The sequence below is a fragment of the Pseudocitrobacter sp. CD920760 genome (assembly GCF_057782505.1).
On sequence record NZ_CM173490.1, the window covers coordinates 4,911,330 to 4,933,489 of the forward strand.

General features: G+C 56.1%; 15 protein-coding genes. 5 read left to right on the top strand and 10 right to left on the bottom strand.

Going from position 1 to position 22,160, the window contains the following annotated elements; genetic code table 11:
- Positions 1 to 64: 64 nt before the first annotated feature.
- Positions 65 to 1,645: an STY4199 family HEPN domain-containing protein gene (locus AC1MKH_RS23175; protein WP_276218922.1), complete on the bottom strand. Its 1,581-nt coding sequence runs from the start codon at positions 1,643 to 1,645 to the stop codon at positions 65 to 67.
- Between the two features lie 305 nt (positions 1,646 to 1,950).
- On the opposite strand from AC1MKH_RS23175, the gene AC1MKH_RS23180 reads away from it, so the two are divergent.
- Positions 1,951 to 2,427: a lysozyme gene (locus AC1MKH_RS23180; protein ID WP_276218924.1), complete on the top strand. Its 477-nt coding sequence runs from the start codon at positions 1,951 to 1,953 to the stop codon at positions 2,425 to 2,427.
- Here AC1MKH_RS23180 and AC1MKH_RS23185 read toward each other — a convergent pair.
- Positions 2,383 to 3,009, bottom strand: a complete 627-nt coding sequence (locus AC1MKH_RS23185) for a helix-turn-helix transcriptional regulator (RefSeq protein ID WP_276218926.1) — start codon at positions 3,007 to 3,009, stop codon at positions 2,383 to 2,385. The two genes, AC1MKH_RS23180 and AC1MKH_RS23185, sit on opposite strands and share 45 nt — an antisense overlap.
- A 439-nt stretch (positions 3,010 to 3,448) precedes the next feature.
- Positions 3,449 to 4,207, bottom strand: a complete 759-nt coding sequence (locus tag AC1MKH_RS23190) for an SDR family NAD(P)-dependent oxidoreductase (RefSeq protein ID WP_276218928.1) — start codon at positions 4,205 to 4,207, stop codon at positions 3,449 to 3,451.
- Between the two features lie 119 nt (positions 4,208 to 4,326).
- Here AC1MKH_RS23190 and AC1MKH_RS23195 point away from each other — a divergent pair, with 119 nt between their 5' ends.
- From AC1MKH_RS23195 to AC1MKH_RS23205, 3 genes are all read left to right on the top strand, one after another.
- A complete protein-coding gene (locus AC1MKH_RS23195) occupies positions 4,327 to 5,226 on the top strand; it encodes a LysR family transcriptional regulator (RefSeq protein ID WP_015962586.1) in 900 nt (299 codons plus the stop codon).
- 51 nt (positions 5,227 to 5,277) lie between these two features.
- On the top strand, positions 5,278 to 6,306 hold the full coding sequence (gene yhjD / locus AC1MKH_RS23200; protein ID WP_276218932.1) for an inner membrane protein YhjD: 1,029 nt from the start codon (positions 5,278 to 5,280) through the stop codon (positions 6,304 to 6,306).
- Positions 6,307 to 6,578: 272 nt separating this feature from the next.
- Entirely contained in the window at positions 6,579 to 7,901 is a 1,323-nt protein-coding gene (locus AC1MKH_RS23205) for an MFS transporter (protein ID WP_015962584.1), read from the top strand.
- Between the two features lie 111 nt (positions 7,902 to 8,012).
- On the opposite strand, the gene AC1MKH_RS23210 is transcribed toward AC1MKH_RS23205, so the two are convergent.
- Entirely contained in the window at positions 8,013 to 10,049 is a 2,037-nt protein-coding gene (locus tag AC1MKH_RS23210) for an AsmA family protein (RefSeq protein ID WP_442961889.1), read from the bottom strand.
- An 88-nt stretch (positions 10,050 to 10,137) separates the two neighbouring features.
- A complete protein-coding gene (gene pdeH / locus AC1MKH_RS23215) occupies positions 10,138 to 10,911 on the bottom strand; it encodes a cyclic-guanylate-specific phosphodiesterase (protein ID WP_276218937.1) in 774 nt (257 codons plus the stop codon).
- A gap of 203 nt (positions 10,912 to 11,114) precedes the next feature.
- Here pdeH and kdgK point away from each other — a divergent pair, with 203 nt between their 5' ends.
- Complete coding sequence (gene kdgK, locus AC1MKH_RS23220; protein WP_015962581.1) at positions 11,115 to 12,044, top strand: 2-dehydro-3-deoxygluconokinase; 930 nt, start codon at positions 11,115 to 11,117, stop codon at positions 12,042 to 12,044.
- Positions 12,045 to 12,150: 106 nt separating this feature from the next.
- On the opposite strand, the gene AC1MKH_RS23225 is transcribed toward kdgK, so the two are convergent.
- The 5 genes from AC1MKH_RS23225 to bcsZ form a co-directional block, all read right to left on the bottom strand.
- Positions 12,151 to 13,638, bottom strand: a complete 1,488-nt coding sequence (locus AC1MKH_RS23225; RefSeq protein ID WP_276218939.1) for a M16 family metallopeptidase — start codon at positions 13,636 to 13,638, stop codon at positions 12,151 to 12,153.
- Positions 13,639 to 13,867: 229 nt separating this feature from the next.
- Positions 13,868 to 15,154 (bottom strand): dicarboxylate/amino acid:cation symporter, encoded by a 1,287-nt coding sequence (locus tag AC1MKH_RS23230; RefSeq protein ID WP_276218941.1) that lies wholly within the window; start codon positions 15,152 to 15,154, stop codon positions 13,868 to 13,870.
- A 157-nt stretch (positions 15,155 to 15,311) separates the two neighbouring features.
- Positions 15,312 to 17,315, bottom strand: coding sequence for a biofilm formation regulator HmsP (hmsP, locus tag AC1MKH_RS23235; RefSeq protein ID WP_276218943.1), 2,004 nt, complete (start codon positions 17,313 to 17,315; stop codon positions 15,312 to 15,314).
- A 266-nt stretch (positions 17,316 to 17,581) separates the two neighbouring features.
- Positions 17,582 to 21,070 carry a cellulose synthase complex outer membrane protein BcsC gene (gene bcsC / locus AC1MKH_RS23240; protein WP_276218945.1) on the bottom strand — a complete coding sequence of 1,163 codons (3,489 nt, stop codon included), beginning with the start codon at positions 21,068 to 21,070 and terminating at the stop codon, positions 17,582 to 17,584.
- Positions 21,052 to 22,158 (bottom strand): cellulose synthase complex periplasmic endoglucanase BcsZ, encoded by a 1,107-nt coding sequence (gene bcsZ, locus AC1MKH_RS23245; RefSeq protein WP_276219324.1) that lies wholly within the window; start codon positions 22,156 to 22,158, stop codon positions 21,052 to 21,054. The genes bcsC and bcsZ overlap by 19 nt, the downstream gene beginning before the upstream one ends.
- Positions 22,159 to 22,160: the final 2 nt, after the last annotated feature.

Below are 22,160 nucleotides of genomic sequence, written 5' to 3' on the forward strand. Positions count from 1 at the left end.
AGGCATTTACACCGCACCCGCCGGGGGCGCTGCGCTTGCCCGGCCTACAATGGCTCAATAACCGCTATTTAATCACGGCATAAATCTCGCGCTGTACGTCCAGCCATCGCTTATTGTGTGTCGTCGGCTCGGCCTTCACGCGTTGTCGGGCGTTATCCACTTCCCGTCGTTGACGTTCAACCACGGCGGGGCGGGTGCAAAACGTCTGTAAAAGATCTCTTCTTGACGACGTGAGCGCTTCACCGCCCGCCAGCGCGTGGCTCAGAGCGGTGATAAAGCGCCGACAGGGTTTTGGCTCATCCATTTGCAGGCGATATCGCAGCAGCAAAGCAATCACCTCATCGTGCTGTGCTGACAGCGCCTGCTCCGTCCAGGCGAGCTGCCAGTCCATCCCGCCACGCATAAACAGCTGTACGACACCCGCATCGTTACGATCGATAGCCGAACGTAATCCGTTGATATCCCAATTAATACCGCGATTCGCCAGCTGTTCTCGCGGTGACTCACGCGACGGCGCTTCAATTCCCGGCGCAGGCGTTGTCGATGCGCTGGCCGTTGGCGCGGCAGGCGACGCATTGAGCATCCAGATGCCCCCAACAACCATCGCCACCACCATCAGGCCCACGGCGGCCCACAGCCCCGAGGAGATTAATTTATCCCGCGCTTCCACCGTACGGGCTGATTTTTTACGAGTTCGTTCAATAGACTCATGGACAGGCTGCTCATCCGCACCGTTAAGCCGGGCAAACTCGCGTTGCTCATCCCAGAAATGCTGCACCACGTTACCGTCTGTCGCCATCAGGCTTGCGGGATTCACCAACGTTCTGCCCTGCTCAAACGCGCGCTGAATCGGCGTGGCAATCTGCCGGGCATAGATATCCAGCAGCAGAAAAGCGGTGGATGACACGGCCCGCTGGCTGACCACCGCCTTGCGCATCAGGCGGATATCATCCAGGAAAGCATGCAGCGTCAGACGAGGGTCCGCATGGAAGGTCAACAGGGTCGTACTGTGGAAAAGCGAAGCGTAGTGGCGCGAAAACTCTTTTTTATCCACCACCAGTAGCGCCAGCTCGCTGAACTGCATGCCACTGAGAATATCGCCCTCTTTGCTGCGCGAGAGCCAGCCCCGCACGCAGTCCGCGCCAAACTGTAGTTTGAGGTGATTGTGCAAACGGGTGGTATCCGGCCAGGCCTGACGAATAAGCGCGGTCAGCATCAGTTGGATCATCCGCAGCTGCCGCAGCGCCAGGGCCTCCAACTGCTCGGCATCCGCATCAGAGTCGCTCTCAAAGACCAGCAACGGCTGACGGCGGCGCATCAGCTCCAGCGCGGCCACCATTCGCGCCGCAGCAATCAGCTGATCCTCCGTGATGGGTTGCCCGCGCTCATAGTGCGGCACCAGTTTCTGTAAATGACGGAGTTGCAGGGTGAACTCGCTCAGCTCGGCATCATTGAGGTTCAGCTTTTTCGCCACGCTCGCCCAGCCGCCAAGATTCAGCCGGGCCTGATCCAGTTGCTCCAGAAACCAACGAGGCTCCTTACCTTCCCCGACGCGCATGTCGAGCAGGTTGAGGATCTCCACAGACGCCTGGCGGATCACGCCAAGGCAATGTTCAAATAATTGATGCGATGGAGTAGGCATCATCCACGTCCTTAACCCACAGTAGGAAAGTAACCTGAAGATTAGTAAGGTTTATTTTTGTTTTTTTGCCGATACAACATATACGAAACCCTTAAAATTAAAAGGCCGCTGCGCTGACACTGACGCGAAACTCGATCGTTCTCACGACTTTTTCGCAAACGGTTGGCCCGTATTTCTATTGTTGCAGCGAATTTTACGATTGGCGGAATATATTCTCGCCACATGCAGGATTTACCCAGGCCATCTGGCGAATAGGCGCGCGATTCCCCATCCTCTACACTCGCTAACCATCTGAGTGAGGAAGAAAAATGCCAAATACTGCCCTGCGCCTCAGCCCGGAAGGGTTAGCGTTTATTAAACAATGTCAGGGGTTTTCTGCTGAGCCCTACCAGGATGAATGCCATCTTTGGGTCGTGGGATATGGTCATTTGATTCAGGGGAGTGAGACGTTCAATACGCCGCTTAGCCAGCCACAGGCCGACGCGTTGTTACAGCTGGATATTTACGCCTGCCAGCGCGTACTGGCGCAAGAGATAAAGGTGCCACTGGTGCAGATTCAATATGATGCGCTGATATCGCTGGCACTCAGTTTAGGCCCCGAGACATTTGCCGCTTCCGCTGTAGTGCGCTACATCAATCAGCGCCAGTTCGCGAAAGCACTTGCAGTATGGCTGGCAGAAACAGAGTTAAACGGGGTGAGAAGCAACGGCCTGAACAAACAGCGTCAGGCCGAATGTGCCTTATTCCGAACAGATCTGGGGCGGGAGCTCATGCGCGCCGAATAACATCGCCGCCTGGGTGCGGTTTTTCACATCCAGACGCCGGTACAGTGATTCCAGATGCGCTTTCACCGTACCCGCGCTGATATTCAACGTTCGACTGATCTCTTTATTCGACTCGCCGTTCGCCAGCAGCTCCAGAATTTCACGCTGGCGATGGCTAAGCTTCTCAAGACCACATCTCTCGTTTTCGTAATTAAACGTCCAGCCGCCGGGAAGACACATTAACCCGCACGCGGCGCTGTTAATCGCCTGCACAAACGTTTCGACGCTTTCATCACGTGGCACAATAGCCTGCACATTCCACGCAAGCGACTCTTTCAGCCAGGCCTGCTGGCAATCACTCGCCACAATCACCGTATGCGATGACGGAAACTGCTGCGCTTTTTCCTGCAATAACCAACTGCAAAACGATTTATCCATGTCGCCATCCAGAATAAGTAATGCCTCTGGATATTCCAGCAACCGTCGCCACAGTTCATCAGCCTGACTGACGGCGTAAATATCTACTTCAGGAATATTTTCCTGCAAACTGATCTTCATTCCATGAATAAATATCGACTGCCTGTCAAACATGATTACCTGCATACTGATTCCTCATCAGAAAAATGAACCCTACACATTGAAGGGTGAAGGGTATTACTAGCGGAGGTAAATAAGAACTCGCTGTTTGGCCTGGGCTATTTTACTGATGAAAACAAAAATAAAAACATTTTTGTTATGAATGAGTTAGAGGCATGGGGAAGTATTACTTATTCATATTGTTTATTACATCCTATTTAAGGAAATCCTGAATATAATTGTCAGCGGGATAAATATTAATTTCCAGAAGAATAGCGCGATGGCGGAAATAAAGAAAAGGCAGTGAGAAAGGTTGAGTGTTACCAGGTGTGAAATAGCACGTGTTGTTGGGGAGCCCCTCACCCTAACCCTCTCCCACAGGGAGAGGGGACTGATTGTGCATAGCCTACAGAACTGCGTCGGTTTTCTCCCTCTCCCTGTGGGAGAGGGCTGGGGTGAGGGGCCCCTACAAAAACATCCCCCCGGAGACCTCCACCCGCTGCGCGTTCATCCAGCCGAGCTTATCGCTCAGCAGTGCGGCAATCGCATCGCCGATGTCGTCCGGCATACCCACGCGCCCCAGCGCGGTTTGCGAGGCAATATACTGATTAATCTGTTCATTATCACGCACACTGCCGCCGCCGAAGTCGGTTTCTATCGCCCCCGGCGCAATCACATTGACCGCAATGCCGCGCTCGCCCAGTTCTTTCGCCTGATAACGCGTTAACACTTCCATTGCCCCCTTCATGGCGGCATAAGCGGCAAACCCCGGAAGCGCAAAACGCGCCAGCCCCGTCGAGACGTTCAGGATGCGTCCGCCGTTTTTAATCAGCGGCAGCAGGCGCTGAGTCAGGAAAAATGGCCCCTTAAACTGGATGTTCAATAATTCATCAAACTGTGCTTCCGTGGTCTCGGCAAATGGAGCATTGATACCAATTCCGGCATTGTTCACTAAATAATCAAACGTGTCGCGCTGCCACGTCTCTTTTAGCGCCTGTTGAACCTGCTGAGCAAAATCACCAAACGTGCTGATATCACTGACGTTAAGCTGTAATGCCACCGCTTTCACGCCCGTTTGCTGAAGTTCTTTCACCAGATCCTGCGCCGCCTGCTGCTGGCTATTCCAGGTAAAGATAATATCTGTTCCCTGGGCCGCCAGCTTCAATACGGCATTTTTGCCCAGTCCACGGCTGCCGCCAGTCACTAATGCGATACGTTGCGTCATGAGAAACCTCATTTCAGTGGGGTTGTTCGTTGAGAACAAGCTTATTAGGTGATAAAAGAACAATAAATATTGCTGATTACGCTTCACTGTCTCATTCAAAACAACAATAAGGGTTGGGGATGGATAAAATTCACGCAATGCAACTGTTCATCCGCGTGGCGGAACTGGAGAGTTTCTCCCGCGCCGCCGATACCCTCGGCCTTCCTAAAGGTAGCGTATCGCGCCAGATTCAGGCGCTGGAAAACCAGCTCGGCTGCCGCCTGCTGCACCGCACCACGCGGCGCGTCCAACTGACGCAGGACGGCATGGTCTACTACGAGCGCGCCAAAGATCTGCTCAGCAATCTGGAAGAGCTCGACAGCATGTTTCAAAGCGACCCCAGCAGCGTGAGCGGGCGGCTGCGCGTCGATATGCCCGTTGCTGTAGCGCGAAATGTGGTCATTCCCCGCCTGCCCGCGTTTTTGCAGCACTACCCCGGCATTGAGCTGGAACTGAGCAGCAGCGACCGCCTGGTGGATGTCATTCGTGAAGGATTTGACTGCGTGGTACGCGTGGGTCACCTGAAGGATTCAGGATTAATCGCCAGACCGCTCGGCAAACTGACGGTGATAAACTGCGCCAGCCCGGATTATCTGGCGCGATTCGGTTATCCAGAATCGCTGGACGCACTCGACGACCATGCGGTGGTGCATTACGCCACCAGCCTCGGCGTGCGCCCGCAGGGGTTTGAAGTGGTTATTGATAACACCACGCGCTGGGTAAAAACCGGTGGCGTGCTGACGGTCAACAGCACCGAAACCTATCACGCCGCCTGCCTTGCCGGGCTGGGGATAATTCAGGTTCCGCGTGTTGGCGTGCGGGAGGCGTTACGCAGCGGTAAGCTTATCGAAATTTTGCCGCAGTACCGCGCAGAACCGATGCCGGTATCGCTGATTTATCCCCATCGCCGCAACCTATCACGCCGCGTTCATCTGTTTATGGAATGGCTAACGGAGGTGATGAAAGAGTACGTTGATTAGCAGAGTCTATAATTTAGTGATAGTAAACAAGAGAAAAGGAAAACCGACCTGATGACGCCGGAAAATGACGTAAAACGTCCTACTCAGGAACTGGAGCACGACCCCATCAAATCCATTGATACCGAAACGCATCGGGCCCCTGAGGAGCCCGGAAAAGCGACGCAGGCGCTGAACAAAGTCACGCATACCGCACAGAAAATTCAGCAGCAACCGATCATCGCCCACCTGCTTCGCGCCGCCGAGCGCTTTAACGATCGCCTGGGCAATCAGTTTGGTGCTGCGATCACCTACTTTTCGTTCCTGTCGATGATTCCAATTCTGATGGTGTCCTTTGCCGCAGGCGGTTTTATCCTCGCCTCGCACCCAACGTTGTTGCAGGACATCTTTGATAAAATCCTCACCAATGTGAGTGACCCGACGCTTGCCACCACGCTAAAAAGCACCATCAACACCGCCGTCCAGCAGCGTACCACTGTCGGTTTAGTTGGGCTTGTGGTGGCGCTCTATTCCGGCGTGAACTGGATGGGCAACCTGCGCGAGGCCATCCGCGCGCAATCGCGTGATGTCTGGGAACGCACCCCGCAGGATCAGGAAAAAATCTGGATTAAATACCTGCGCGATTTTGTCTCGCTGATTGGCCTGCTGGTTGCGCTGATTGTCACCCTGTCGATTACTTCTGTTTCCGGCGCAGCGCAGCAGATGATCATCTCAGCCCTCTATCTCGACAGCATTGAGTGGCTGAAACCGGCCTGGCGATTGATTGGTCTGGCGATTTCCATTTTTGCCAACTATCTGCTCTTCTTCTGGATCTTCTGGCGACTGCCGCGTCACCGCCCGCGCAAAAAGGCGCTGATTCGCGGCACCTTCATTGCAGCGATTGGCTTTGAGGTGATTAAAATCATCATGACCTGGACGCTGCCTGCGCTGGTGAAATCCCCGTCCGGCGCGGCATTTGGTTCGGTTCTGGGGCTGATGGCGTTCTTCTACTTCTTCGCACGCTTAACCCTGTTTTGCGCGGCGTGGATCGCCACCGCGCAGTACAAAGATGACCCGCGCATGCCAGGCAAAACGCACCGTTAATGCACTATCGGGCTGAATGAAAATGCAAAATTTCAGCCCAATTCATCATTTCAGCAGATAAATCCAGTTAGTAACTTTTTTTTAACCGAAAACCAGTTTTATCCACTAACGTGTAAATTCTGTGAAGCATTTCATAGAAGTGATTTCGCTGGCTTAAAAACGATCCACTTTTTGCCGCTTTTCCACGCACCCGCCCGGTCTGTTACAGATTGAAATGTCGATTTTGCTATGTCTAATATGGCCGTTCGTTCGCTATAAAATAAGAAAAGACTATGCAAGCTACCGCCACAACACTCGATAACGAACAAGACATCGCACCGGTTAACTCACGTAATAAAGTCGTCGTCGCCTCACTCATCGGCACCGCCATCGAGTTCTTCGATTTCTACATTTACGCCACCGCTGCGGTGATTGTTTTCCCGCACATCTTCTTCCCGCAGGGCGACCCGGCCGCGGCCACGCTCCAGTCGCTGGCGACCTTTGCCATTGCCTTCGTCGCGCGCCCGATTGGCTCCGCGCTGTTCGGCCATTTTGGCGATCGCGTCGGGCGTAAAGTGACGTTAGTGGCCTCGTTGCTGACGATGGGCATTTCCACAGTGGTGATCGGCCTGCTGCCGGGCTACGAAACCATCGGCATTCTGGCGCCGATGCTGCTGGCGCTGGCGCGTTTCGGTCAGGGGCTGGGATTAGGCGGTGAATGGGGCGGCGCAGCGTTGCTGGCAACGGAGAACGCACCGCCGCGTAAGCGCGCGCTGTACGGGTCTTTCCCGCAGTTGGGTGCGCCTATCGGCTTCTTCTTTGCCAACGGCACCTTCCTGCTGCTCTCCTGGCTGTTGACCGACGAGCAGTTCATGAGCTGGGGCTGGCGCGTGCCGTTTATCTTCTCTGCGGTGCTGGTGATTATCGGGTTATATGTCCGCGTGTCGCTGCATGAAACGCCGGTGTTCGCGAAAGTCGCCGCCGCAAAAAAACAGGTTAAAGTGCCGATGGGCACGCTGTTGACCAAACATATGCGCGTGACGGTTCTCGGCACCTTTATCATGCTGGCGACCTATACGCTGTTTTACATCATGACCGTTTACTCCATGAGCTACAGCACCGCCGCCGCGCCGAACGGGCTGGGGCTGCCGCGTAACGAAGTGCTGTGGATGCTGATGCTGGCGGTAATTGGTTTTGGCGTGATGGTGCCAATTGCCGGACTGCTGGCCGACCGTTTTGGCCGCCGTTCCAGCATGATTGTCATTACCTCGTTGATTATTCTTTTCGCCCTGTTCTTCTTCCAGCCGCTGCTGGGGTCCGGCGAGCCGTCGCTGATTATGCTGTTCCTGTTGATTGGCCTGAGCCTGATGGGGCTGACCTTCGGCCCGATGGGCGCACTGCTGCCGGAGTTATTCCCGACAGAAGTGCGTTATACCGGTGCGTCGTTCTCTTATAACGTGTCGTCGATTCTTGGCGCGTCGGTTGCGCCGTATATCGCGGCCTGGTTACAGGGCAGCTACGGGCTGTACTACGTAGGCGTGTATCTGGCAGCAATGGCGGCGTTGACGCTGATTGCGCTGCTGCTGACCCATGAGACGAAGCATCAGGCGCTGTAAAAACCCCCTCACCCCGCCCTCTCCCGCAGGGAGAGGGCGAAAACCGCACGGTCGGTCCCCTCTCCCTGGGGAGAGGGTTAGGGTGAGGGCATCAGCGCGCACCGTCCAACATCAATGCTTCATCTGTGCCAGAATCGACTGGCACTGATTCACATCCCCTTCTGACGGCGAAATCAACGCCAGCAGCGCCGCCGCAGGTGTGACGAGCGTCGCCAGCGCCGCTGCCACCGCGCCACGGGCAATCAGCGGCCCGGCTTTCACGCCCGCCTGCGGGTTCTTGAAACTGCCGCGCACATACAGCGGTGAGCGCAGGGTAATGATACGAATCCCCTTACTTTCCGGGTCAATCGTCAAATCGAGCTGCTCTGAGGCGAAACTGGCGGTGCCGGTCACGTTAATCAGCGCATTTTCCGTATCAAAGGCAAAAATCTGTGGACGCGCTACGCCGTTCACAATATCGAGGTTGGCTGCCGCGCAGTTCACTCGCACTTCATCATCGCCAAAAATCTGCCCAACGATAAAGTTACCGACGTTAAGCCCGACAATCTCCATCAGGTTACGGCTGATAAGCCCATCGTTCATCAGCAGCTTCAGGTTGCCGTTGCTGTTGCCCAACAGCGCGGCCACGGAATTCCCGGTGCCGCGAAATTCTGCATCGCCGTTCATCTCACCGAGCGTTTTCTGCATCAGTTCCACGTTGGGCATCAGCTCTTTCAGCTTCAGGCGACGCGCCTGAATATCTGCCTGGCCGCGCATGGGTTTACGGTCGCCTTCCAGATGGATATTGCCGCTGATCGAGCCGCCCGCCAGCCCCAGTTTGATCGGTTGCAGACGCAAATCGGCATTTTTGAGGATGATATGCGTGGACAAATCGCTAATCGGCAAGGAGCTGCCGTGCTCAATACGACGCCCTTTAAAGCGCACATCCGCATCCATCACGTTCCATTTGTCGGTTTCGAAGCGGTCATAAGGCAACACCTTGTCGGCAGGCTGGACCGTGGCTTCCCCTTTACGCGCCTCGGCGCTTTTCGCTTTTTGCGCGCCTTTCCCGGAGTCCACGCCAATCAGCGGGCCTAAATCCGCCAGCCGAAGCTGGCGCGATTCCAGGTCGCCTTCCAGTTTCGGGCGCGGTTTCCCGGTGGTATAGGTCAGCGAGCCGTGGATATCGCTGTCGCCGATACGGCCGTTGAATTTGCGATAGTCAAAGACGGAAGACTTTTCGCTGTCAATTTTTGCCACCAGTCGGCCATCCGTTTCAAACGGTGGGGTGTCCGGTAGCAGCACGCCGGTGAGATCGTAGAGATCGCTCAGCGAGTCGCCAGAGAATTTAAGTTGCAGATCGACCCCGCCCATCTTCATGGGATCGTTGACCGCGCCAACAAACGCCACTCGCGTATTGCCGGAGCGGAAATCGGCCTGCACCGGGAAAGGCTGTCCTTCGCCACGCAGCGCCAGCATGCCGCCAATCTTACCGGTGCCGGTGAGCGGCTCGCCGCGATAGCGCCCCTGCGCTTTCAGGCCAAACACATAATCCCCGGCTTTGGCGTTATCGCCCTGACCTTTGCTGCCGGTCACTTCACTAAAAGGCAGCGGTTTGCCGAGCGGATCGACTAGGATCTCAATGGCCGCCTGACTCACTTTGTCATCCACGGTAATGCGCCCGCGATCGAACAAAATATTATCCAGCCGGAATGACCACGCCGACGGCTGGGCGTTTTTCTCGTCCTTACCGTCGCCGATATTGAAGGTCCAGTTATTGTTCTTTTCAGAGAGGCGAATCAGGCGCGCGTCGGGTTGTTCCAGCTTAATCCACGGCAGCCAGACCGTTTTGGTGAGCAGCGCCAGCGGCGCGAGCGTGGCTTCTACGCGCGGAAGATGCACCATGGTGACGTCCGGAATATCCGGTGGGTTGCCGAGCATGATGTCTTCAGCATGCACGTGCGGCCAGGGGATCCAGCTTCGCCAGCCGGTCTCCTGCTTCTGACGCTCCCACACCACGCCAAGATCGCCGCGAATAGCGAAGGGCCGGTGCAGTTCAGTGGACACTTTTTCGTTGATGGTTGGCTTCAGCCGGTTCCAGTCGAAGGTCGCAATAATTATCACCAGCAGGATAATCAGGGCCACTAATACCCCTGCGGTGATGGCAATCGCTTTGCTTAATTTCGTCACGCTCGCTCCTTTTGTGAAATTCCTCACCTCTCATAAAGATAGCTGAGGGAGAAGAGAGCGGGATAAATCAGGAAAATGCTATCACCACATCATCGAGCGTCTTCATGGGAACCGGGCGGGAAAGAAAGTAGCCTTGCGCCGCAAAAGCGGGCGATTCCTGCACATCCTGCCACTCTTCCTGGGTCTCGACACCTTCTACGATCACGCCACGGCAATAGCGGTTCATCAGCTGTAATAGCATGGTGAAGAGATTGCGCCCCTCGGGGGTTTTACGCAGCATGATAAACAGGTCGCGGGCGACTTTGATGTAGTCGTAGCGCACTTCGCTGAGTGACGAGAAGTTTGCCATGCCCGTGCCAAAATCATCGAGCCACAGCGGGCCAAACTCGCAAATGGACGCATACGACGATTCCTGCGGCAGACGCGTATGCTCAACTAATTCAAAACGCAGCCAGTCGAGCGGCTCAATCATATTTTTTAGCGCCTGATCCTGCTGCATCGCCATCAGCGTGGGGCCATCCACGTTGACCGACGCCAGGATCTGGTTCTGTGCAAAGAATTCCTGCTTCAGCATCAGCATGTGCAGTTGCTCTTTTAAGACGGCGATACGTTGACTGACGGGCACTTCAGAGAAATAACGGTCTGGCGCAATGCGTTGCGAGGGATGGTTGGGATGCGTCACTACCGTCAGCACTTCAATCGCCATCAGGCGGCCTTCGGTGGTGTAAATGGGCTGGTAAGTGTAGGCGCGTTCACACTCCAGCCAGTAGTGCTGTGCCTGCAGATTCGCGAGACCTGGCTCAGGAATGCTCAACTGCGGGATGACCGGCGTTAACTTCATTTCAGCTTCCTGTTGCAATGAGGGATCGAATGGAACTCGTCAACAGGTTATCGGCGGGTTAAAGGAGAACTTTATGTGCAAAAATTTGCGCTAACACGCGCTAGCTCAAAAAAATAATGGAACGATGTTTTAATATAGTTGACCACTAAAACAGCGCAGCGCACACTAGCGCTAATATTCCGATTCAGATCAGGTTCACGACTATGTCTAAAAAAATTGCCGTGATTGGCGAATGCATGATTGAGCTGTCCGAGAAGGGCGCAGACGTAACCCGCGGCTTTGGCGGCGACACTTTAAACACATCAGTGTATATCGCACGCCAGGTTGATTCCGCGGCGCTGCGCGTCGACTACGTCACCGCGCTGGGCACCGATACGTTCAGCCAGCAGATGCTGGATGCCTGGAAGGCAGAAAACGTCGGCACCGGGCTGATTCAGCGCATGAGCAACCGCATGCCGGGCCTCTACTACATCGAAACCGACGATACCGGCGAGCGCACGTTCTACTACTGGCGTAACGAAGCGGCGGCAAAATTCTGGCTGGAAAGCGATGAAGCTGCCGCCGTTTGCGAAGAGCTGGCGACCTACGACTACCTCTACCTGAGCGGGATCAGCCTGGCGATTTTAAGCCCGACCAGCCGCGAAAAATTACTCTCTCTGCTGCGCGAATGCCGCGCCAACGGCGGGAAAGTCATTTTCGACAATAACTACCGTCCGCGCCTGTGGGCCAGCAAAGAAGAAACCCAGCAGGTTTACCAACAGATGCTGGAATGCACCGATATCGCCTTCCTGACGCTGGACGACGAAGACGCGCTGTGGGGCGAGAAGCCGGTTGAAGAAGTGATCGCGCGTACCCATGCGGCAGGCGTGCAGGAAGTGGTGGTGAAACGCGGCGCCGACTCCTGTCTGGTAGCGATTGCAGGCCAGAACGTGGTTGATGTTCCTGCGGTGAAACTGCCGAAAGAGAAAGTTGTGGATACCACCGCAGCGGGCGATTCTTTCAGTGCGGGTTACCTGGCGGTACGTCTGACCGGCGGCGATGCAACAGCAGCAGCGCAACGTGGTCACCTGACCGCCAGCACCGTAATTCAGCATCGCGGCGCGATTATTCCGCGCGAGGCGATGCCGGCTTAAAGGCGAGCCCCCTCTCCCTAAGGGAGAGGGGGCCGATTGTGCCAAAGGTTAAGCGTGTGCGGTTTTTCTCCCTCTCCCTCAGGGAGAGGGCGGGGTTAGGGTTGTGTTACTGTGGCGGAATATCCGACACGTCCTGGCGCACGTCATCCCCGCTTACCGGTTCTGCCGCCGCAGGCGCTGCCATCACGTTATCCCACGTGGCTTTCAGTTCCTTCATATTATGCTCCGGCTCACCGGCAGGCTGCTGCAAAATCAGCGCCATATCCTGCGACAGCTGGCTGCGCAGATCCTGGTTCACCATATCGAGCGTTAACGTATCAAGGAAGTTCTGGCGCAGTTGCTGATACTGCTCTGGCGCGATATCCACCACCTGATTCTGCAATGAACGCATACGCTGGCTTATTAGCACATCGGTGTCGGTGCGGGCATAAGTTGCGAACAGTTTTTGCAGCTCCAGCTTTTTCTGCGCGACCAGCGCGTCAAACTCTTCGACCGGCAAACCCTTTTCGCGGACTTCTGCCAGCTCTTTCGCCACCACGCCAAGGTTACCGTCGAGCTTATCGCCCGGGGAATCCAGGTTGATGGAACACTGAGCGCGCAGATACAGCACCCGGCAATCAAAGCCTAACGCGATGTCTTTCGCATTGTTTTTGCTCAGTTTCTGCTGAACATGCCAGAACAGCGCTTCACGCGCGAGGTCCGCACGCCAGTAACGCAGCATCGCCGCAGATTCGCGGATAGGCTGCCATGGGGTATCCCACATCAGCGACAGACGATCCTGGGTGACGTTTTTGGTCATGATACTGACCGCTTCCGGACGCAGCGGCGAAAGCGTTGGCACTGCCGCAGGCGTTTCACGTTTGCCCTTCAGCTCGCCGAAGGTTTTGTTGATTTGCTCGGCAACCGTGCGGCTATCGACGTTGCCGACCACAATCAGGGTCATCGCATCCGGCGTGTACCATTTCTGGTAGAACGCTTTCACCTGTTCGGCATCCACCGGGCGCTTCAGCGGCTCTGCCGGGTCGTGGCCCAGCATAGTGGAGCCTTTCAGGCGATAGCGCCACCAGCCGTCTTTGGTATCCTGCGGCCAGGTTGCCACCATATCCTGCGTATTCAACGCATGTTCTATCGTCTGCGGCGTAATCGACACGCTGCCGCCCGCGCTGGCAAGCCAGGAGAGTGACTCTTTCAGTAAGTCTGTGCGGTTGTTCGGCAGGCTTAAATTAAAGTGGGTGTAATCATAGGAAACGATCGCCGGCGGCAGCGGCCGTTTCGGGTCGATGCCCTGCTGCCACAGTGAGCGAGCCTGCATCGGTTGTAAGCTTCCGCTTTGCGTCAGCGCAATGCGGGGAATGAGGTGGCTGTAGCCGGTTTGTTGCGCGCTTTCAGAGAGCGAGCCGATATTCACCACCAGCCGGATTTCAACGCGATCGCTGGGACGCTGAGGTGTGGAAAGCACCTGCCACTGAAAACCATTAGCCAGGGTACCCTGTTGCCAGGCGGGATCGGGCTGTAGCGCCTCTGCCTGCACATAACCCGCTGTCGCCATCATCAGCAAACTGCCAGCTAAGAGTCGAATTTTTGTGCCCTGCATGTGAACCCCTGATGAACGTTCCTGGTTACAAAGGCAATCCACACGTCGTGGTTGCCGAAAAGAATGTCGTAAACACGTCTGTTTGACCACACGATCGTCAAAACGTCACATCGCTACGAAAAATAATGTCTTACGATAGCATGACGTCGCTGCATGCAATATGCAACGCCGCCTAATTATGCGCAGGAGCCCGCACTCCAGCAAGGGAGTACGGGCTTAAGATGAGGATTTAAGAGGATAATTCGTGCGGTTTGTTGGCAGGCGTACGATTATTCAGCACATCATCCAGCTGCTGCTGGTCGAGCTGCTTAACGCGTTTCGCCACCACAATCGTTGCCACGCCGTTACCAATCAGGTTAGTCAGGGCGCGCGCTTCCGACATAAAGCGGTCGATACCCAGAATCAGGGCCAGGCCCGCGACCGGTAAATGCCCAACGGCAGAGATAGTTGCCGCCAGCACGATGAACCCGCTTCCGGTGACACCCGCCGCCCCTTTGGAGGAGAGCAACAACACCACCAACAGGGTGATTTGATGGAAAATATCCATGTGGCTGTTGGTCGCCTGGGCGATAAACACCGCCGCCATCGTCAGGTAAATAGAGGTGCCATCGAGGTTAAACGAGTATCCGGTCGGTATCACCAGCCCCACCACCGATTTCTTACAACCCAGTTTCTCCATCTTGTCCAGCATACGCGGCAGCGCCGATTCGGAAGACGACGTGCCCAGTACAATCAGCAGCTCTTCACGGATATAGCGGATGAATTTGAAGATGCTGAAGCCGGTGGCTTTGGCGATAGAACCGAGTACCACCACCACGAACAGAATACAGGTAATGTAGAAGCAGATGATCAGCTGGCCGAGTTGCACCAGCGTGCCCACACCGTACTTACCGATGGTGAAGGCCATCGCCCCGAACGCCCCGATAGGTGCCAGGCGCATGATCATGTTGATGATGCCGAAGATAACCTGCGAGAAGCTCTCGATAACGTTAAAAATCAGCTGGCCTTTGCTGCCCAGGCGGTGCAACGCAAAGCCAAACAGCACCGCAAACAGCAGCACCTGCAGAATGTTACCGCTGGCGAACGCACCAATCACGCTGGAAGGAATGACATCCAGTAAGAAAGCGACAATGCCCTGATCCTTCGCCTGCTCGGCGTACACGGCCACGGCGCCCGCATCCAGACTTGCCGGATCAACGTTCATGCCCGCACCGGGTTGCACCACGTTAACAATAATCAGGCCGATAATCAGCGCAATGGTACTGACCACTTCGAAGTAGAGTAGCGCCACCGCACCGGTGCGCCCTACCGCCTTCATGCTTTCCATCCCGGCAATACCGGTCACGACGGTACAAAAGATGACAGGCGCGATGATCATTTTAATCAGCTTAACGAACGCGTCGCCAAGCGGTTTCATTTGCGCGCCTAACTCAGGGTAGTAGTGGCCCAACAGCACACCGATGACGATGGCGGTCAGAACCTGCACGTAGAGGCTTTTGAAGAAAGAGGTTTTCATAGGATGTCCTTAAGATAAAACCACAAACCAGGTAGGGGATTACCCAACTTGTGACCTCAAAATAACACCCACGAAACATTACGGAAATATATATAGCTACATTTGCAACTGAATTGTTAAAAACCTTGAGCTGACTCGCACAACTGCGAAATCATTTTCAATCGGGTTTCACCGCCGAATCCGGCAGGTAGTCCTGCTCAAAGTTTTCCGGTGACACCGCGCGCGCAAACAGGAAACCCTGTAACACATCGACATTCGCCGCCTTCAGCCATTCATATTGTTCCTGCGTTTCCACCCCTTCCGCCACCAGCCGCAGATGCAGACTGCGTGCGAGTTGAATAATCGCCGCGACCATGCTGGCATCTTCCGGCAGGGTATCCACAAACAGCTTGTCGATTTTCAGGATATCCACCGGCAGCGACTTCATATGCTGAAGCTGCTGGAGTCCCGCATAGCCCATACCAAAATCATCCAGCGCGATACGCACCCCGGCATTGCGCAACGGGCGCAGAATCGCTACAGCGGCTTTGGGATCGTCGATGCTGCGGCTTTCTGTCACTTCCAGCACCAGCGTGCCGGGTGCTATGCGGTAGCGTTCGAGCAGTGCCAGCATATCCGGCACCATGTTGTGATGCATCAGTTGCAGGGCAGAGAGATTGACCGACAGCGGTAGCATGATGCCGCGCTTCTGCCACGCGGAAAGCAGACGACACGCCTCTTCCAGCACCCAATGGCCGACGGTCACCATCAGCCCGCAGGATTCGATGGTGTCGATCAGGTCGTTTGGCAACTCCCAATCGCCGTTCACCTGCTGCTGGCGCAGCAACACTTCCGCGCTGCACACCTTGCCGGTTTCGGTATCGATTTGCGGCTGTAGCCAGATGGCAAACTGATGGTGTTCCAGCGCCGAGAGAATGTCGCTCTCCTGCGTCAGGCGTTTTTGCGCTTTTTCCATCTGCTCCGGGTTAAAAAACTCAATCTGATTTTTGCCCTTGCGACGCGCGCTAAAGGCCGCCGAAATGGCGCGACGGTAGAGTTGCTCGGCGCTCAACCCTCCTTCGAACATGGCGATACCAACGCTTGCGGTTGGGCGCAGTTGAATACCCTGCAACGGCAAACGCTCATTCATGACAGTGAGTACTTGCTGACCTAATGTGATGGCGTGCCACGGTTCGGTAACGCCTTCAGCCAGAATGGCGAAGTCATAGGCGCTGACCTGCGCCAGCACCATGCGTGGTGAGATCACCTGTTTCAGCTTCTCAACCAGGGTCAGCAACAGCATTTCGCGCTGCTCTTCTTTCAGAACGCCCGCTGTGTCCTGCAAGGTCTCGCACGCCACCATCAACAGCGCGGTGGTTTTCTGCTGGCTGACGGTTCGCTCAAGCAACGCCAGTAAAAAGGCTTTATTTGGTAATTCGGAAACCGGGAAACGCGTTGCTCGGCTGCAAAGCTCATCATACTGGCGCAAAGCAAGCTGCTGATGGCGGTTGTAGCTGCGCACCATTTTGCCGATTTCATCGTCGTGATGCAGACGCGGCAGTGTGAGCTGATGGCCCACGCGCTCTTCCGGCGAGAGGTCGTTCAGTTCATTGGCAATCGCGCGCAGCGGGCGCACAATCAGGCGGTTGATGCTCCACGTCAGCGCCACGGTGAGGATCAGCACCAAAAGTAAGTAAGCAGTCACTAACGTAGCGAGGGCGCTCATCACGAATTTGTACATGCGGTACGAATCGGACTGAAGCACCAGATAAGCCAGCGGCTGTGGGTTTGCCGGGCGTTCCAGCGAATAGAGCGGTAGCGAAATCTGTACCGGCAGCTCAAAAATACGGGTGATCATCACCGGAACCGGGCGTTCCGGAATAAAACTCATGCGCAGCGCCTGGAACTGGTTAGGCAACACCACATCGGCCCGGCTCACAATGCCGGAAGGCTGAATGCGGCCAAGAATGGTTTCCGCTTCCGGAATATCGGCCTTGAGAATGGCCGCAGAAAGCGGCTGGCGAACGGAACGGGCGATGCTTTCAAGTTGCGTGGCCGTGTTATAGCGATTCTGCTGCACAAAGTGAAAAAGCAGAATGAAACAAAAGACAAACACGAACACCATGGTTACGCCTGCAACCATTGCCATTTGTTTGATCGTAAGTGAACGGCTGACGCGCAAAAGAATTCTCCACTAAATACTTAACGCACTGCCCGTCATGAGGATAACGAGGTCGATGACAAAGTCAAAAGGTGACCAAAAGGAACAGGCCGACAAAACGACGATCCACAACAGAAAGCACTAACGTCTTACTGTGCAGATATCAGATGCGCAACAAAACAGGACAAAGCCCGCGATAACGTAACAAAGTATGACGTTTCGCGGGCCGATTATACGCTAAGAGAATGGAATTCGTGACAGTTGTCGGTTAATTTCAGCGATTAAAATCACCAGTCAGCATATGGGACTAATGGCTGAGGCGGCATATCCAGATCGCCCTGCCAGCCTGCCGCCGAGTAACGCACATACAGTAACGCATGGCTCGGGGTGTAATCCTTCGCTTCCTGAATATCCACCGCCGCGCCAACGAACCAGTTCGACGTCACCCGACGCTCTACCAGCGCACGCGCGGTGTAACCGAAGCCCTGACTGCTGCCGCCGCTGCTGCTGTCCTGGCTGGCGTTTTCCCGCCAGTCGGTCGGTATCAAATTCATCAGCGGATAGCTGGCCTGCGATTTGGTGCGTGAATGCGACCACGATACCGAACCGCCCAGCTCCCACGACCAGTTTTCTGTCCGCTGACGCCAGGTCACCGGCACGGCAAACGACACATACTCTTGCGGGCTGTAGTATCCACCCTGACCCAGGGTATAGCCGCTCAGATCCTTCTGATAATGCCAAATCATATTGTTCAGGCCGACCGTCACCCGGCGATTATTTTCATTAATCACCTTGTAGTAGTAGCCGGTCATCCAGCGCACGCGCCAGTTATCGTCAACGTTCTTACCGGTTAACTGATCTGCACCCAACGACGCCCATACGCCGTTGGCCTCGCCTTTGTCATAGCTCAGGCTGAGCACGCCGCCGTCAGCGCGTACCCCGCCCCATTTCTTGCCGGTGTGACCATCTTTGCTGTTATCCTGCTGGCCGCCGAAGGCCAGCAGCGAGCTGGAGATCGGGCGACGATGACCTTCCAGGGTGTAACCAATCGGGCCCGCTTTGCTGCTGTAGCTCAGGCCACCGACCACATCCACCACATTGAAGCCCATCGGCGTGGTACCGATGTCGCCGCTCCAGGTGTCGTTTTTCCAGCCCACCGCCACGCTGACGCCGTTATCGCTTGCGCTTGCGCCGCCACGACAGGCGTGATCTTTAATGCCGCAGGTACCCCAGTCCGGCGCGTAGCTGCCGTCGCTTTTACGCGAGAAGCTGCCGACGTTCATGTCCACCCAATCGGAGCGGAAGAACATTCGTCCGTCTGAGAGCGGCGCATCCACCTGAAGCATAGTGGTATGCGCTTTCAGGTCTGAATACCCGCCCGTACCGCTGGAACCCCAGTAGTCATGCTCCAGCGTCACGTTGAGATCCTGCTGACGATACAGGTCCGCGGCATCGCTGCGCACACCACGCTTGAGCCAGTCATCGCTGGCATCGTTGCGCGTCAGGCGCGTGAAGGTGTCGTTATCCTGCGGTCGCGTCGGCGTAATCCCGGTGGCGACCATCGTATCTTTATAGGTTTCCAGCGCCTGCTGCGGGTTGCCGTCCTGCGCCTGAAAACGTGCGGCATCGCGCAGCACCAGCGCGCTGTCCATTGACGGCGGCTGAGATTTCGCCTGCTGCACCAGCGTGTTAAAGGTATTCCGCGCTTTTTCGTTTTCACCGAGGCCAGACTGCACCAGCGCAATACGCCGCTGCGTACCCATCGACGGCGCTTCCCCCGTGGTGGAGAGCTGCGCCAGTTGCGCACGCGCGGCGGCCTTATCGCCCTGCGCTAAATAAAGCTCCGCCAGCCCCAGTCGCGCATCGTCATTCTGCGGCTCTTTGCTCAGCACCTCGTTGTAGAGCGCGATAGCCTGAGGCGCATCGCCGCGCTGCTGCGCCCAGTCGGCGAGGGTCAGCGTGATCCGCGTAGACGCGGGTTGTTTTCGCAGAAGCGCAATGGCCTGCTTCTCCTGACCGGCGTCACGCAGTCGGTTCGCCTCCTGCATCGTCTTCGCAAATTGCAGGCGGTCCGAAAGTTCCTGAATGTTGCTGTTCCACTGACTGCGCGGCAGCGTACCTAAATGAGAAATGGCGGCAGCATCACGTTCGGTGCTGGAAAGATACAGGCTGTAGGCATATACCTGATCCGGGTCTTTTGCCTGCTTCTGCGCCAGATTGCGCATCAGCGAATCCGCTTCGCTGCGCTTGCCCGCGCTGTCGAGGTCTTTCGCCAGACGATAGGTTATCCACACACTGTCCGGGTTGAGCGCCAGACGCTGACGCTGAACCTCGGCGGCCTGAGCCCACTGGCCTTTGCTCTCAAGCGTTTCGGCCTGCTGTTCAAGGCGATCGTTGGTCAGACCGCGCTCGATATCATCAATGCTGCGACGTTGTGCCGCAGGTAACGATTGAATGTAAGCGGTCGCTTTCTCGGGAGACTGCGCCCGATAGACATTCGCCAGCCCGCGTACCGCGAGATTATTATCCCGGTCCATGCGCAGTGTCTGTTTGTAATAGCCTTCCGCCGTCGGGTAATCCTTACGCGCGGCAGCGACGTCGCCCAGCCCAAGAATCGCATAGCTGTCGGTGTTATCCACCCGCTGCGCCTGCTGGTAATACGTTTGCGCCTGCGCCGGGTTATTGGCCTTCAGCGCCGCATCGCCCTGCTGAATCAGCAGCCAGTAGCGGTTGGTTTTCAGCAGGCTATCCCACTTGCTGCGGCTGGTGTTTTGCGGGTCGAGAGCAATCGCTTTTTGCAACTGCGCCACCGCACGCACGCGGTCGCCTTTCTGCGAATAGGCTTCGCCGAGCGTACCGATAGCGTCGGCATCTTTATTGTTTGTTGCTACAGCGCGTTGCAAATCGGCAATGGCTGACGCTGCATTGCCCGACGCCAGCGCAGCAGCGGCTTCGCTCTTCGCGCGAACGGTAGGATCAGACAAGGTTTTCTGTTGTTCAGCCAGCAAGCCACGGGCATCATCCGCCTTCTCACCGGTGGTGAAAATTTGCAGAAAACGCTGAAGCGATTGCACGCTCGCCTGGCTCGGCGGCTGATCCTTAATGGCGTTGAACCAGACATCGCCCGCTTCATTGCGCCCGTTGGACGATTTCGCCATCTGTTCCAGTACGGCAAACGCCTCGTCGCGACGGTTATCCGCCAGCAGCGTGCGCGCCAGGGTGGATTGCAGCGTGACGTTGCCCGGCATTTGCTTGTTCAGTGCCTGCAAGCGCACCAATGCATTATTGTGGCGCGCCGGGATTTTCAGCGCCGTCGCCCAGTACTCCACCGCATAATCACCGTCCGGCGGCGGGCCGTTAAATGCTTTCTCGTAGGCCGCGATGGCTTCATCGGCATGGCCGGTGGTCGCCAGCAGACGCGCCTGTTGCAGCGCCTGACGACCTTCCGCCGAATTCAACAAAAGCTCCGTACGCGAAGCGTTGTATTCCGCTGAGTTGGGTGCCAGGGTTTTTATTCGCTCAAGCTGTTTCTGCGCCCCGGCGGTATCGCCCTGGCGCAGCATGTAGCGCAATCGCGCGGCCAGCACCTGCGGGTTATTCGGGTCGATCAGCTCCAGGCGATAGAGCGACTGCTGCACGATATCTTCGCGCTTGCTGGATTCCCCCAACCGCACCTGATTGAGCAGTTGCTCCTGTGCTGAGGGCGCGGCATAACTCGCCGGAATCAGCGTAATGCCTAAAGAAAGAGTGAGTAAACTTAGTGTGAACTTGCGCATTCCTGGCCCCAGTCAGGTAGTAATTCACCGCGGGCGCTGAAGCGAAAACGGTGTTGGTCCCAGCCCTGGCCAAAGAGGGTCAGGACATAGCTGTAATAGGCGTCTGCGCCAGGGAAGTTGTCGGCCACGCGCTGGCGCTGAACGGCTTGCGCATCACGATCCTGCAGGAACGGCAGCAGCGAGGCGGAGAAGCCCACCGGGCCATTGCCGGTCACGTTGCCGGTGAGGGTATCGACTTTTTCCGGCGGAACGCCTTCGCGAACGGTCTGCGCCGCCATCGCTTTAAATCGGGTTAACAGACGGGCTTTTTGCGGGTCGCTGTTATGCATCATGCCCACCCATAAATAGACGCGGATGGCGTCATAGCTGCCCACCAGCGGCGTTTTACTCTGCTTCTGCCAGCCTTTGCCTTTCTCATAGTTCACCCAGTCCGGCGAATAGCCTTTCGGGGCGGTTTCCATCAGCAGGCGCTGGTTGGTTTCGCGCAGCGTCGTCCACGGCGCACCAAAGCGGGTGAAATAGCTCGCCAGCTGTGGCGGCAGGTAGCTTGGGTTGAAGCGCCAGCTATTGGTTTCGGCAAAACCAATTTTGCCCGGCAGCAGCATCGAGCCCAGCCCCGGCACATTCACCACTTCTTCACGGGCAATGCGCGAAAGCAGCGCTTTCCCGGTTTCGCTGTAATTGGCGTTCTTCCACAGACGGCCCGCTTCCAGCAGCGACCAGGCTATCCAGACGTCAGAATCGGATGCGGAGTTGGTATCCAGCACCGTCCACGCGTTGTCCTCTTTCTTGCCCCACAGCCAGGCAGGCAGCGTGCTTTTCAGGTCACCCTGCGCCAGGTTGTTCTGCGTCCAGTCGAACAGTTTGCCGAACGTTTCGCGATCGTTGGCCGCCAGCGCGAAGAACAGCGCATAGCTCTGCCCTTCGGAGGTGGTAATTTTGCGCGCATCGCTCGGGTCGATAACGCGCCCTTCGGCACTGACATAGTCTTTTTTGAACTGATCCCAGGCAGGCCAGTTACAGCCCGCCTGGGCCTGTACCATCGTGCCCAGCGCTAACAGCAAAACTATCCAGCGTACGCTTTTCATCA

Coding starts and splice junctions, on each gene's coding strand:
- AC1MKH_RS23180 (WP_276218924.1), top strand. CDS start 1,951: ATGCCAAATACTGCCCTGCGCCTCAGCCCGGAAGGGTTAGCGTTTATT.
- AC1MKH_RS23185 (WP_276218926.1), bottom strand. CDS start 3,009: ATGCAGGTAATCATGTTTGACAGGCAGTCGATATTTATTCATGGAATG.
- yhjD (WP_276218932.1), top strand. CDS start 5,278: ATGACGCCGGAAAATGACGTAAAACGTCCTACTCAGGAACTGGAGCAC.
- bcsC (WP_276218945.1), bottom strand. CDS start 21,070: ATGCGCAAGTTCACACTAAGTTTACTCACTCTTTCTTTAGGCATTACG.
- AC1MKH_RS23230 (WP_276218941.1), bottom strand. CDS start 15,154: ATGAAAACCTCTTTCTTCAAAAGCCTCTACGTGCAGGTTCTGACCGCC.
- AC1MKH_RS23190 (WP_276218928.1), bottom strand. CDS start 4,207: ATGACGCAACGTATCGCATTAGTGACTGGCGGCAGCCGTGGACTGGGC.
- AC1MKH_RS23225 (WP_276218939.1), bottom strand. CDS start 13,638: ATGCAGGGCACAAAAATTCGACTCTTAGCTGGCAGTTTGCTGATGATG.
- AC1MKH_RS23205 (WP_015962584.1), top strand. CDS start 6,579: ATGCAAGCTACCGCCACAACACTCGATAACGAACAAGACATCGCACCG.
- kdgK (WP_015962581.1), top strand. CDS start 11,115: ATGTCTAAAAAAATTGCCGTGATTGGCGAATGCATGATTGAGCTGTCC.
- bcsZ (WP_276219324.1), bottom strand. CDS start 22,158: ATGAAAAGCGTACGCTGGATAGTTTTGCTGTTAGCGCTGGGCACGATG.
- pdeH (WP_276218937.1), bottom strand. CDS start 10,911: ATGAAGTTAACGCCGGTCATCCCGCAGTTGAGCATTCCTGAGCCAGGT.
- AC1MKH_RS23175 (WP_276218922.1), bottom strand. CDS start 1,645: ATGATGCCTACTCCATCGCATCAATTATTTGAACATTGCCTTGGCGTG.
- AC1MKH_RS23195 (WP_015962586.1), top strand. CDS start 4,327: ATGGATAAAATTCACGCAATGCAACTGTTCATCCGCGTGGCGGAACTG.